The organism is Streptomyces sindenensis (assembly GCF_014649035.1).
GTDB lineage: Bacteria > Actinomycetota > Actinomycetes > Streptomycetales > Streptomycetaceae > Streptomyces > Streptomyces sindenensis.
On record NZ_BMSG01000001.1, the window covers coordinates 62,149 to 74,707 of the forward strand.

The window sequence follows — 12,559 nt, forward strand, 5'->3', positions numbered from 1 at the left end:
GGCCCCGGGACCGGAGGCCCGGCGCCAAGCGGTCACCGCGTCACGCGGTGAGCTCCTGGTGCAGCGCCTCGCGCAGCCGCGCGGCCCGCTCGGCCACCTCGGCCGGGCCCAGCTCCATCGCCCGCGCGCACCAGCGCTGCCCCTCGGTGAGCTCACCCCGGCGGGCGGCGAGGAGTGCCAGGCGCAGCGCGGCACGGCCGTGACCGGCGCCGGCCGCGCGGGTCCACCACAGGGCGGCCTCGCGCTCGCTGCCCTCGCGGGCCAGCAGCAGCCCGAGGTTGAAGGCCCCGTTGCGGCTGCCCGCCTCGGCGGCCTCCCGGTACCAGTGGGCGGCGCTCTCCACGTCCCCGCGGGCGGCGGCGAGCATGCCGACCCGGACCTGGGCGCGGCGGTGGCCCTGCTGGGCGGCCCGCTCGTACCACTCCTCGCACTCGGTCTTCTCCGGCATCGGCTCACCCAGCGCGGGCGGGCCCGGCGGCGGCTGGCGCGCGTCCAGCACCCCGGCCAGCCGGAACGCGGCCTCGGCACTGCCGCCGCCCGCGGCGCAGCGCAGGTGCCGCTCGGCCTCCTGGTCATCGCCGTCGCGCAGCAGCGCCATGGCGACCTGGAGCGCCGCGTCGGTGTGCCCGGCCGCCGCCGCGCGCTCGTACCAGCCCCGCGCCGTGCGGTCCTCGTCGCGCCCGGCGTGCAGGATGCCGAGGTTGAAGGCCGCGTCGACGCTGCCCGCCTCGGCCGCCTTGGAGAACCAGGGCTCGGCCCCGGCGTGGTCGCCCGCCTGGAGGAGGAGCACGGCGAGCGCGTTGGCGGCCTCCCGGTGTCCGGCGTACGCGGCGCGGCGGTACCACTGCTCGGCCTGCGGGATGCGGTCCTGGGCGGCGCAGAGCAGCCCGAGGTTGTACGCCCCGTTGACGTCGCCGGCGTCCATGGCGGCCCGGTACCAGCGCTCGGCGGTCTGCTGCTCACCGCGTGCGGCGTGCAGCGCGCCGAGCGCGTTGGCGGCGTTGCCGTCGCCGTCCTGGGCGGCGCGCAGCCACCAGACGGCGGCGCTCTCCTCGTCGCCCGCGTCGCGCAGCAGGAAGCCCAGGGCGCAGGCGGCGCGGGGCTCGCCGTCCTTGGCGGAGGTGAGGTACCAGCGGCCGGCCTCCTTGAGCTCGCCGCGCTGCTCCAGGATCGCGCCGAGGTGCAGGGCCGCGCGCCGGTGGCCCCGGGCGGCGGCCTGGCGGTACCACTGCTCGGCCTCGCCGACCCGGCCGGCGGCAGGGCCCGCCACGGGGCTGTCGCCGTCGGCCGCGCGCCGCTCCCCCGCGGGGCCCGTCGGCCGGGCGTTCCGTGCGGGCGCGGGTGTGGCGCCGGGGAGGCCCAGGCCCGTTCCGGTTTCGCCGGAAGCGGCACTCCGGCCCAGGCCGAAGGCCTCGTGCGGATCTTCGACGGCCTTCCGCTCCAGGGCGAGGGCCAGCCGGTAGGCGGCCTCCCGGTGCCCCTGCTCGGCGGCGGCGCGCAGCCAGCGCTCGGCGCCGACGTCGCTGCGGTGCTCCAGGAGATCGGCCAGCGCGTACGCGCCCAGCGCGTGCCCCTGCTCGGCGGACTGGCGCAGCCAGTACTCCGCGCCGGGCTCGTCGCCGCGCTCGCGGAAGTGCCGGCCGAGCGCGTGGGCGGCCGCGGCGGAACCGGCCACGGCGGCGATGCGCCACCAGCCGGCGGCCTCGTCCGGGTAGCCGCGCTGGTGCAGCAGGACGCCCAGGTTGTTCGCGGCGGCCCGGTCCCCGTCGGCGGTGGCGGCGCGCAGATACCGCTCCGCGCCGTCCAGCTCGCCGCGGCGCAGCAGCAGCGCGCCCAGAACGCTCATGGACGCGGTGTCGCCCTCGTCGGCGGCGCGGCGGTGGCGCGCCTCGCTCTCGGCACTGTCCGCGGCGTCGATCGCGTCGGTGGTGTCGTCGTCGGACGGGTCCGCGGCAACGCCCGTGTCGGCGGCGCCGGTCCGCTGGACCGGTGCGCCCGCCCCGGCGATGGCAGCGGCGAAAGCCGCGTCTACCGCGCTTTCCGCATCTTGGCCGCGCTGCTGCACAAACCGCCCTGTCTCCAACAGAGTTGCCCTGTCCCCCATAAATACCATCGTCGCACCACCTGTAACCCGCGTACACCTGGTATATCGCGGCCAGTGAGGTCACTACAGCGTTTTGTCGACATGCCCACAGGGAGACAAGTCAAACACGCCTGGAGGCAACTGCTGCCCAGCGAACCGCACTTCACTCACTCAGCCCGGGACCGACACGGCCCGCACACACAACGGACACGACGAAGGCCCGGATCTCCATGAGATCCGGGCCTTCGTCTTCAGTAGCGGGGACAGGATTTGAACCTGCGACCTCTGGGTTATGAGCCCAGCGAGCTACCGAGCTGCTCCACCCCGCGTCGTTGTGGTGAAACAGTACCACGACGCGGGGTGGGCCTTACTCAGCTGCCCTGGTCGGAGGCCTGATCGGCCGAACTGTCCGGCTTCGCATCGCCCGCAGGCTCGGCATCGGCCTCCGGCTTCGCATCGCCCGCCGGCTTCTCGGCTCCGTCGGCCTTGTCCCCCTCGCTGCCCGCCTTGGGCTGCGCGGCGGCGGCTCGTTCCAGGGCGTCCTGGAGAGCCTCCTGGGCCTTGCCGTAGGCCGGCCAGTCCTGCTCCTGGAGCGCCTTCTCGCCGTCGGAGTACGCCTTCTGGGCGTCCGCGATGGCCTTCTTGAGAGCGGCGCTGCCGGTGGCCGGGGGTTCATCGGTCTCGCCCGGCGGCGGATCGTCGGAGTCCGGCGGTGGCGTGGACCCGTCGTCCTCGACCCCGAAGACCGCGTTGAGCGCGTCCTTGAGGTTGTTCTCGAAGACGATCTTCGACCCGTACGAGGCGGCCACCTTGCGCAGCAGCGGGTAGTTCTGGTTGCCACCGCGTGTGTAGACCGGCTCGATGTAGAGGAAGCCGCCCTCCAGCGGAACCGTCAGCAGGTTTCCGTACTCGATGTCCGAGTCGGTGCCCTTGAGGTTCCTCACGAACTCGGCGACGTCGTCGTTGCCGTTGAGCTCACTCTGCACCTGGCCCGGGCCCTTCACCGTGGAGGTGACCCGGAGCAGCCGCATGGTGCCGTAGTCCTTGCTGGCCGCGTCCGCGTTCACCGCCATGAAGGCCCCCAGGTTGGGCCGCCCTCTCGGGGTGAACGTGGTGGTCAGCGAGAACTCCTGCTCGCTCTGTCCCGGCATCTTCATGCTCAGGTAGTACGGCGGGACGGAGCCCGGCTCCTTGTTGGTCGGGTCGTCCGGCACCTGCCACGCGTCGGATCCGCTGTAGAACTGCGCGGGGTCCTCGACGTGGTAGCGGGTGAGCAGCTCGCGCTGGACCTTGAAGAGGTCCTGCGGATACCGCAGGTGGTCCATGAGCTCCTGCGGGATGTCACCGCGCGGCTCGACCGTGCCCGGGAACGCCTTGCGCCAGGTCTTGAGGACCGGGTCCTCGGTGTCCCACTCGTAGAGCTTGACCTTGCCGTCGTACGCGTCGACGGTGGCCTTCACCGAGTTGCGGATGTAGTTGACCTGGTTCTGCTGGGCGACGACCGCGCGCTGGTTGGTGGTCAGCGAGTCGGCCGTGGTGTCGCCGAGCGTCGTCCGCGAGGCGTAGGGATAGCCGTTGGTCGTGGTGTACGCGTCGACGATCCACTTGATCCGGCCGTCGACGACCGCCGGGTAGGCGTCGCCGTCGATGGTCAGCCACGGGGCGACCGCCTCGACGCGCTCCTTGGGCGTGCGGTTGTACAGGATCCGCGAGCCCTCGCCGATGGCTCCCGAATACATGATCTGCGGCTCGCTGAAGGCGACCGCGTACGCGGCACGGTTGAAGGAGTTGGAGAGACTGACCCCGCTGTCGCCCTTGTAGCTGGTGGTCTTCTCGCCGTCCTCCTCGTAGTCGAGCTCCTTCTGGGGCCCGCCGACGATGGAGTACTGCTGGGTCTTCTCGCCGTAGTAGATCCGCTGTTCGTACTTGCCGAACTCACCGGTGGAGGGCAGGCCCGACTCGGTGAAGTCCGGGGACCCCGTCGGGTTGGTGCCGGTGGTGGTGCCGCGGGCAGCGATGGCGCCGTAGCCATGGGTGTACGTGAAGTGATCGTTGATCCAGTTCCGCTTGGGGAGGCCCTGGATGTTCAGCTCACGCAGACCGATGATCGTGTCCTGCTCCTTGCCGTCCTTGTCCTTGTAGCGGTCGACGTCGAGCGTCTCCGGGAACTGGTAGTAGTTCCTGCGCTGCTGGAGCTGCTGGAAGGCCGGGGACACGACGTTGGGGTCCATCACGCGGTAGCTGGCCGCGGTGTTGGCCGCGGCCCGCAGCTTGCCGTCGTCCGCCGTGGCCGCCTGGCCCTCGTAGTCGTCCACCCTGGCGTCATCGATGCCGTACGCGTCGCGTGTGGCGTTGATGTTCTTCTGGATGAACGGCGCTTCCTTGGCCTGCTCGTTCGGCTGGACCTGGAACTTCTGCACGATCGCCGGGTAGAGCCCGCCGATCAGGATCGCCGAGAGCACCATCAGGCCGAAGCCGATGACCGGGAGCTGCCAGGTGCGGCGCCACAGCGTCGCGAAGAACAGCACGGCGCAGATCGCGGCGATGCAGAACAGGATGGTCTTCGCCGGGAGATAGGCGTTGGCGTCGACGTACCTCAGGCCCGTCCAGTTGTCGGTGGCCTTGAAGTCACTGGACTTCACCGCCAGCCCGTACCGGTCGAGCCAGTACGCCACGGCCTTCAGGGAGACGAAGACGCCGAGCAGGACCGAGAGATGGCCGGTGGCCGCCCCGGTGGCCCGGGCGCCGGGGCTGGTGATACGCAGCCCGCCGTACAGATAGTGGGTCAGCGCGGCGGCGATCAGCGAGAGCACGGTCGCCGCGAAGCCGAAGCCCAGCATGAAGCGGTACCACGGCAGGTCGAAGGCGTAGAAGGAGACGTCCAGCTGGAACTGGGGGTCCTTCTGCCCGAACGACGTGCCGTTGACATACATCAGCCACGTGCGCCACTGGCCGGAGGCGGAGGCTCCGGCGATCAGCCCGACGAGCGCCGTGACGGCGAGCAGCACCCACTTCTTGTAGGGGGCGATGCTCATGCGGTAGCGGTCCAGGCTCTGCTGCTCCAGCGACATCGCGCTCAGCGGCGGCCGGAGCCGGTGCGCGAGCCAGACGTTCACGCTGATGGCGATCGCCATCAGCAGTCCGAAGACGAGGAACAGCCCGATCTTGGTCCACAGGGTGGTGGTGAAGACGGATGAATACGCGACCGACCTGTACCAGAGCCAGTCCGTCCAGAACCCCGCGAACATGACGAACGCCATGGCGAGAACCGCCAGGACACCCAGAGTCATGAGCAGGGTACGGGCGCGCCGGGACGGGCGGCCGACTCTGATCCGTGGCCCGGTCGGGCCTCCGCCTCGGTCCGGCATCTGGAAAGCCAACGTGCGCACCTCGAAGTTCGCGGTCGTGTGAACAGGCCCAGCGATCCTAGAGCCCATCTATGCAACTTACGGAAGCTTTACCTAGTTCCCGTTCCCGGGGCGGAAGGAGGCAGGATGTTACCCATGCCCAACGTTTCCCCCGCAGGACCCCCGATGGCCGCGAGTCCGCTGACCGTCGCCGTCCTCGAAATCGACGCCTATGCCTCCAGCCTCGGCTGGGACCAGCCCGCCCGGCTCTTCGCCCTGGTCGACACCGACCGGCTGCGGACCCAGGAGCCCGGCCTCGCCGCCCAGCTGGGCCTGGAGGACCCGAGTTCCTCGGTCGCCGCGCTCACCCCGATCGAGCAGGACGAGCTGCCGCCGGGCACCGCGCTCGACGACTTCCTCGCCACGATCGCCTGGCCCGACGCCGTGGTCGGCTGCGCCATGACGGTGGAGCGGCTGATGCTGCCGCCCTCCGCCGAGGCGTCCGTACCCGAGAAGCTCAGCGACAAGCAGCTCACCGCGTGGGTGGCCAAGCACCCCGACCGGCAGGAGGTGCGGATGACCGTGGCCGTCCTGCGGGACGGGGCGCGCGAGTCCGCCGTACGGCTGCGGGAGAAGGACTCCCCGACGGAGGTGCTGACCGGAGCCGGCCTGGTGCCCGGCCTCGCCGAGGCGCTCGCGGCGACGTTCGAGTCCTGATCCGGCCGCTGCCCGGGGCCGTCGGTACGGGTCCCGGGCGAGGCGGTCATCGGCGCGGCTCTGTCCGCCGGACCGGCGGTGCGCGCTGTCAGCCGGTCGAACAGCTCGGCAGGCCGGCGGTCTTCCCCGCCTTGATCCGCTCCAGCGACTTCGTGGCGTCCTCAATGGTCTTGACCCGTACGAGAGTGAGCCCGTCGGGCGTGTCGGCGGCGGCCGAGGCGCAGTTGTCGTCCGGTGTGAGGAAGTAGCGGGCGCCGGCGTTGCGGGCGCCGACCAGCTTCATCGTGATGCCGCCGATCGGCCCGACGGTGCCCGCGTCGTCGATGGTGCCGGTGCCCGCGACGAACTTGCCGCCGGTCAGATCGCCCGGGGTGAGCTTGTCGATGATCCCGAGGGAGAACATCAGCCCGGCGCTCGGCCCGCCGACGTCCGCGAGCTTGATGTCGATCTCGAACGGGAACGTGTGGTCCGTCCCGGCCCTGATCCCGACGATCGCCCGGCCCTTGCCCTCCTCGCCCTCGCCCTCGGCGGGGGGAGCCTTCACGGTCCTGATCGTGACCTTCTCGCCGCCCTCGGGGGCGCGGCCCGCCTTCTCGGCCGCGGCGGCATCCTTCGCCGGGACGATGGTGAAGGTGACGTTCTCACCGGGCCGGTGCTCGGTGACGAGCTTCGCGACGTCGCCGGGCTCCTCGACCGCCGTACCGTCGACGGCCTTGATCACGTCGCCCGCGTGCAGCTTGCCCTCGGAGGGGCTGCCCTTGACCACTGTGGAGACCACCACCTGCGTGGAGACCGGGATGTCCAGTTCCTTCAGAGCGGCCACCTTGGCGCTCTCCTGGGACTGGCTGAACTCCTCGGCGTTCTCCTGGGTGGACTCCTCCTCGGTCTTGCCGTCCGGGTAGAGCGTGTCGTGCGGCACCACGACGCTGTCGTGGGTCAGCCAGCCGTGGACGGCCTCGAAGATGTTCATCCGGTAGTCCGCCCCGGTGACGCGGACGGTCGTCATGTTGAGATGGCCGGACGCCGGGTACGACTTGCGACCGGAGATCTGCAGGACGGGCTCGCCACGTGCCTCGCCGAGCGTGTTGACCGTCGGTCCGGGGGACATCTCCGAATACGGCACTTTGATCAGCACACCTGCGCAGAGCAGCGCGATGAGGACGAGAGCGGAGGCGAGCATCGTCGCGGTGCGGCGTGGCATGGAACGACAGTACGGGAAGGGCCTGTCAGTGCACCGCCGGGGCCGGTCCGTACGAGGCGACCGGAACGCGGCGGAAGACGGTCACGCGGCGTGCGTCGGTCTCAGAGAGCCTCGGAACCGGAGTGCGATTTCTCCATCGCGTCACGGAACCTGGCGTAGCCGGCGAGTTCGGTGACATCGCCGATCGTGCGATTGCGGGCTGCCCAACTCGCCCATATCGCACCACCGACAGCAGCGATAAGTGGAATCAACAGCCAAGCGAGTGCCGCCATCACGACCTCCCTACCCCATGAGCGACCGGATGCCCGATCAGCAGATTAACGATCCGGAAGACCAACGCTCGCGGCGGGGGTGCGGTTACGCAAATCGGGGCTGATGCGCCCCGGTACGGTTTGCGCTCAGCAGGCTCCGACCCACTCCTCCGTGCCGTCCGAGAACCGCTGGTGTTTCCAGATCGGAACCTCGTGCTTGAGGTCGTCGATGAGCTTGCGGCAGGCCTCGAAGGCCTCGGCCCGGTGCGGGCAGGCGACCGCGACGACGACGGCCAGGTCGCCCACGTCCAGTTCACCCACTCGGTGGACGGCCGCCAGGGCGCGGACCGGGAAGTCGGCGACGACCTTCTCCGCCACTCGGCGCAGCTCGTCCTCGGCCGAGGGGTGGCAGGAATAGCCGAGCGCGCCGACGTCCTGACCCGCGTCGTGGTTGCGCACGGTGCCGACGAAGAGCGCGATGCCGCCCGCCGCGTCGTCGCCGACGGCGCGGAAGACCTCGTCGACGGAGAGCGGGGTGTCCCGGATCGCCAGCAGCCGGACGGGGTCGGCCGCCGCGTACTCGCCCGGGTGGTCGTGGGTGGGTGCCATGCTCCCATCGTGCCGTACGGCTCCGACATCCCGGAATTGCCTCTTCTACCGGCGGCCCGCCGACCGGTTTGGAGCCTCCTACAGGACCCGCGGGCGCGGCGGGCGGTCAGATGCGGCGGCGGGCCTTGCGCGCGCGGCGGACCACGGCGGCGGCGCCGAGCAGGGCGACCGTGGCTCCGGCGGCTCCGGCGGCGGTGGCGTCCTTGCGGCCGAGACGGCGTCCGGCGAGCGTGTGGCGGCCCTCGACCTCTTCGAGGAGGGCGCCGAGCACCTCCTCGTTCGTCCACTTCGGCCGCCATCCCGCGTCGTGCAGCCGGCTGACGCTGACCACCCAGGGGTGCATCGTGTACGCCAGGTCACCCGCCGGGGACGGGGTGAGGCCGATCCGGTGGAGCCGGGCGGCGGCCCCGAGCGCGACGGTGGAGGGCAGCTCCATCCGGCGTACGCCGCTGAGCTCCTCGACCTCCTCCTGCTCCAGCCAGCCGTCACAGCCGACCGCGAACTCGCCGTCGATCCTCTCCAGGGCGGCGTACTCCAGCGCCGTCACCAGGTCCTCGACGTGACAGAACTGCCAGGTGGGACGCGATCCGGCGACGACCAGGAGGCGCGGGGACTCGAAGTAGCGGGTCAGGGCGGTGTCGGTGCCGCCGACCAGGACGGTGGGGCGCACGACGGTCACGTTGAGCCCGGGGTGGGCGCGCGGGGCCCGGCGGCCGAGCCGTTCGATCTCCAGGAGGTCGCCCACGCCGGTGGCCTCCGCGGTGGCGCGCAGCTCCGCGTCCTCGGAGAGCGGCACATCGTTGTCGGCGAGTGCCCCGTAGACCATCGCCGAGGTGCACAGCACGACCCGGTGGACCCCGACGGCCGCCGCGGCGGTGAGCACGGTCTGGGTGCCGCGTACGTTGTACGCGGTGCGCGCGGCGGGGTCGGTCTCCAGGTCGAGGTCGAGGGCCAGGTGCACGACGACGTCCGCGCCGCGCAGCTTCTCGGCGATCGCCGGGTCCCGTACGTCCAGGATGTGCCAGGTCGCCTCGGAGACCTCGCCGCGCCGCTCGTCGATCGCGATGACCTGCTTGATCGCGTCGGATGCGGCGAGGTGGGCGGTCAGCAGTTCGCCGATGCCGGTGGCGGCGCCGGTGACCGCGACGACGGGGCCCCGGTTTCTGCTGGACCTGGGGCGTTTTTCTTCGGGTGTGCTCTCGGGCGCGGGGTCGGTCAGGTTTCGCGCTGCGCGAACCTGTGGATCTGGGGAACTCACCGGGCGTCTCCAGCGGTTGTCTTCAGTACGTACCCGAATGACGCGTACGTACCAGGTGGCGTCCATCCTGCCGCAGGCCGGGAGTCGGCGGAGCACTGAGGCCCGAAGCGGGCGTGGTGTCTACGCTGGATGGTGATGTCGGGCAGTCGCCGTCGGTTCGAGCCGACGGCCCTACGAGCCGAGGAAACCCGTGAGTGACACCCCATTCGGATTCGGCCTTCCGCCGGAGGAGCCGGAGAACGGCGACGAGGGCAAGAAGAAGGACCCCACCGAAGGTGGGCAGAGCGCGGGCGGGATGGGAAACCCGTTCGGTTTCGGGCCGGGGGCGGGCGGGGACAACCCGTTCGCCGCAATGTTCGGCTCGATGAATCCGAACGATCTCGGTGCGGCCTTCCAGCAGCTCGGCCAGATGCTGAGCTACGAGGGCGGTCCCGTGAACTGGGACATGGCCAAGCAGATCGCGCGCCAGACGGTGTCGCAGGGCACCCCGGACGGCACGAAGGACGCCAGCGTCGGCCCGTCCGAGCGGACGGCGGTCGACGAGGCGCTGCGCCTGGCGGACCTCTGGCTGGACGGTGTGACGTCGATGCCCTCCGGTTCGGTCTCCACCGTGGCGTGGAGCCGTGCCGAGTGGGTCGAGGCCACGCTGCCGGCCTGGCAGCAGCTGGTCGACCCGGTGGCCGAGCGGGTGGGCCTGGCGATGGGCGATGTGCTGCCCGAGGAGATGCAGGCCATGGCGGGCCCGCTGATCGGCATGATGCGGTCGATGGGCGGCGCCATGTTCGGCCAGCAGATCGGGCAGGCCGTGGGCACGCTCGCCGGTGAGGTGGTCGGTTCCACCGACATCGGGCTGCCGCTCGGTCCTGCGGGCAAGGCCGCGCTCCTCCCGCTGAACGTGGAGCGGTTCGGCAAGGACCTCAGCGTTCCGCAGGACGAGGTCCGGCTGTACCTGGCCCTGCGCGAGGCCGCTCACCAGCGGCTCTTCGCCCATGTGCCGTGGCTGCGGTCGCATCTCTTCGGTGCCGTCGAGGCGTATGCGCGCGGCATCAAGGTCGACACCAGCAAGCTGGAGGACGTGGTCGGCCAGTTCGACCCCTCGCAGCCGGAGCAGTTGCAGGACGCCCTTCAGCAGGGCATGTTCCAGCCCGAGGACACGCCCGAGCAGAAGGCGTCGCTGGCCCGGCTGGAGACGGCTCTCGCGCTGGTGGAGGGCTGGGTGGACGCGGTGGTCCACGAGGCCGCGAAGTCCCGGCTGACCTCCTCCGACGCGCTGCGCGAGACGATGCGCAGGCGTCGCGCCTCCGGTGGACCGGCCGAGCAGACGTTCGCGACGCTCATCGGCCTCCAGCTGCGCCCACGCCGGTTGCGGGACGCCGCGCGCCTGTGGGCCTCGCTCACGGACGCCCGGGGTCTGGAGGGCCGGGACGCGCTCTGGGCCCACCCGGACATGCTGCCGACCGCCCACGACCTGGACGACCCGGACGGCTTCGTCCACCACGAGCAGGCCGACTTCTCCGAGCTGGACAAGATGCTCGGCGAGGCGGCGAAGGGCTCCGGCAAGGACAAGCCGAAGGCCCCCGAGGCCGACGCCGGTGACCAGGGCGAGGGCAAGGGCAACGACGAGGACGGCAAGGGCGGCCCCGACCAGTGACCCTGCACGACGACGCCGTCCTCGTACTGAAGGGGTACGCCCCCGAAAGCTCCGAGGGCTCCGAGGGCTCCGAGGGCTCCGAGGACACGCACGGTGAACAGGCGGAGCTGCGTCAGGCCTATCTGGACCATCTGGCACGCCATGACGACGGCGTGTGGAAGGCGTGCGGGGCCGGGCATCTGACGGCCAGCGCCCTGGTGATCGATCCGGAGCGGGGCAAGGTTCTGCTGACCCTCCACCGGAAGCTGCGGATGTGGCTCCAGATGGGCGGCCACTGCGAGCCGCAGGACGCCTCACTGGAGGCGGCGGCGCTCCGGGAGGCGACGGAGGAGTCCGGTATCGCGGGGCTCACCCTGCTGCCCGGCGGACCGGTCCGGCTGGACCGGCACCCGATTCCGTCCCCGTGCAACTGGCACCTCGATGTGCAGTACGCCGCGCTGGCCCCGGCCGGGGCGGCGGAGCGGATCAGCGAGGAGTCCCTGGAGCTGCGCTGGTTCGGCTACGAGGACGTGCCCCGGGTGGCCGACGCCTCGGTCGTCCGGTTGCTGGAGGCGACGCGGGCCCGGCTGTGACGGCGGGCTGAACGGACATGGGTAAGGGGCGACCTCCCTGGAGGCCGCCCCTTACCGCTGCCGGATACCGCTACCGGCTGTGCTGCGTGTGCCGGTCAGTTCCAGGCGTTGTTCTGGTTCTGGCCGTGGGAGCCCTGCTGGCCCATGCCGAACTGGGCGCGGGCGCCCTGGCCGATCTGGGCGTTCTGCGGAGGCATGACCTCGCTCGGCTGCACCAGCGCGAAACCCTGGCCGAGGAAGCTCAGCTCCCAGCCCTCGCCGGTGTTGCCACGACGCCTGAAGACGCCGGAGGAGTGCGTCTGGGCCTGCATCTGCACCCGAAGGGAGCTGGACCAGGCGACGATCGCGTCCGCGTCGACGTTGACGTACTTCTCGGGCGTGACCTGCATCATCAGCGGCTGGCCCGAGGTCATGAGGGCGACCTTGCCCGAGCCGGAGATGTTGAGCTGGTACTTGCCGCTGCCGGAGATGCCGTACTGGCTGTCGACCGCGATGACCTCGGTGTGCAGCGAGGAGTCGAGCGCGAGGACGTAGGAGCTGTCCACGGTCATCCCCTCACGCTCGACGTCCACGACGTGGATGTACTGCGCGAGGTTGGCGAGGTAGACGGTGCCCTGGCCGGACACGCGCATCAGGTCGAGGCCCTCGCCGGTGCGCGCGCGGGCGTTGCGCTGGCTCCGCGACTGGTACTCCCCGTCGAAGTCCATCAGGCCCTGGTAGGCGACCATCGCACCCTTGCGGGCGAGGATGTCGTCGTGGCCGGTCAGCGAGACCCGCAGGAGCTGCGGGTTCTGGATCGCGTACCGGTCCTGGGTCTGCTGCTCGGTGTAGCTGAAAAGCGGACTCTGCATGATGTGTTCTCCCTCCCCG

The 12,559-nt window shown here is 71.0% G+C and carries 10 protein-coding genes and 1 tRNA gene; 3 read left to right on the forward strand and 8 right to left on the reverse strand.

Annotated elements, in window-relative coordinates:
• Positions 1-40: 40 nt before the first annotated feature.
• The 3 genes from IE145_RS00310 to IE145_RS00320 form a co-directional block, all read right to left on the reverse strand.
• Positions 41-2,113 (reverse strand): tetratricopeptide repeat protein, encoded by a 2,073-nt coding sequence (locus IE145_RS00310; RefSeq protein WP_189517707.1) that lies wholly within the window; start codon positions 2,111-2,113, stop codon positions 41-43.
• A gap of 225 nt (positions 2,114-2,338) precedes the next feature.
• Positions 2,339-2,412: transfer RNA gene (locus IE145_RS00315), tRNA-Met, on the reverse strand.
• Positions 2,413-2,454: 42 nt separating this feature from the next.
• Positions 2,455-5,451 (reverse strand): UPF0182 family membrane protein, encoded by a 2,997-nt coding sequence (locus IE145_RS00320; protein WP_189517708.1) that lies wholly within the window; start codon positions 5,449-5,451, stop codon positions 2,455-2,457.
• Positions 5,452-5,577: 126 nt separating this feature from the next.
• Here IE145_RS00320 and IE145_RS00325 point away from each other — a divergent pair, with 126 nt between their 5' ends.
• The gene (locus tag IE145_RS00325) at positions 5,578-6,147 is read left to right on the forward strand and encodes a PPA1309 family protein (RefSeq protein WP_268246788.1); all 570 of its coding nucleotides are present in this window, start codon (positions 5,578-5,580) and stop codon (positions 6,145-6,147) included.
• Between the two features lie 88 nt (positions 6,148-6,235).
• Here IE145_RS00325 and IE145_RS00330 read toward each other — a convergent pair whose 3' ends face one another.
• From IE145_RS00330 to IE145_RS00345, 4 genes are all read right to left on the reverse strand, one after another.
• Complete coding sequence (locus tag IE145_RS00330) at positions 6,236-7,348, reverse strand: YlbL family protein (RefSeq protein WP_189517710.1); 1,113 nt, start codon at positions 7,346-7,348, stop codon at positions 6,236-6,238.
• A gap of 101 nt (positions 7,349-7,449) precedes the next feature.
• A complete protein-coding gene (locus IE145_RS00335) occupies positions 7,450-7,620 on the reverse strand; it encodes a hypothetical protein (protein ID WP_164873541.1) in 171 nt (56 codons plus the stop codon).
• 126 nt (positions 7,621-7,746) lie between these two features.
• Complete coding sequence (locus IE145_RS00340) at positions 7,747-8,208, reverse strand: molybdenum cofactor biosynthesis protein MoaE (RefSeq protein WP_006127436.1); 462 nt, start codon at positions 8,206-8,208, stop codon at positions 7,747-7,749.
• Positions 8,209-8,314: 106 nt separating this feature from the next.
• Positions 8,315-9,466, reverse strand: coding sequence for an SDR family oxidoreductase (locus tag IE145_RS00345; protein WP_189517711.1), 1,152 nt, complete (start codon positions 9,464-9,466; stop codon positions 8,315-8,317).
• A gap of 190 nt (positions 9,467-9,656) precedes the next feature.
• On the opposite strand from IE145_RS00345, the gene IE145_RS00350 reads away from it, so the two are divergent.
• A complete protein-coding gene (locus tag IE145_RS00350; RefSeq protein WP_189517713.1) occupies positions 9,657-11,117 on the forward strand; it encodes a zinc-dependent metalloprotease in 1,461 nt (486 codons plus the stop codon).
• Entirely contained in the window at positions 11,114-11,689 is a 576-nt protein-coding gene (locus tag IE145_RS00355) for an NUDIX hydrolase (protein ID WP_189517715.1), read from the forward strand. Before IE145_RS00350 ends, IE145_RS00355 begins: the two co-directional genes overlap by 4 nt.
• Before the next feature lie 95 nt (positions 11,690-11,784).
• On the opposite strand, the gene IE145_RS00360 is transcribed toward IE145_RS00355, so the two are convergent.
• Entirely contained in the window at positions 11,785-12,540 is a 756-nt protein-coding gene (locus IE145_RS00360; protein WP_189517717.1) for an AIM24 family protein, read from the reverse strand.
• Positions 12,541-12,559: the final 19 nt, after the last annotated feature.

Excerpts from the sequence above, each read along its gene's own strand:
- IE145_RS00310 (WP_189517707.1), bottom strand. The coding sequence starts at position 2,113 with ATGGTATTTATGGGGGACAGGGCAACTCTGTTGGAGACAGGGCGGTTT.
- IE145_RS00320 (WP_189517708.1), bottom strand. The coding sequence starts at position 5,451 with ATGCCGGACCGAGGCGGAGGCCCGACCGGGCCACGGATCAGAGTCGGC.
- IE145_RS00325 (WP_268246788.1), top strand. The coding sequence starts at position 5,578 with ATGTTACCCATGCCCAACGTTTCCCCCGCAGGACCCCCGATGGCCGCG.
- IE145_RS00330 (WP_189517710.1), bottom strand. The coding sequence starts at position 7,348 with ATGCCACGCCGCACCGCGACGATGCTCGCCTCCGCTCTCGTCCTCATC.
- IE145_RS00335 (WP_164873541.1), bottom strand. The coding sequence starts at position 7,620 with ATGGCGGCACTCGCTTGGCTGTTGATTCCACTTATCGCTGCTGTCGGT.
- IE145_RS00340 (WP_006127436.1), bottom strand. The coding sequence starts at position 8,208 with ATGGCACCCACCCACGACCACCCGGGCGAGTACGCGGCGGCCGACCCC.
- IE145_RS00360 (WP_189517717.1), bottom strand. The coding sequence starts at position 12,540 with ATGCAGAGTCCGCTTTTCAGCTACACCGAGCAGCAGACCCAGGACCGG.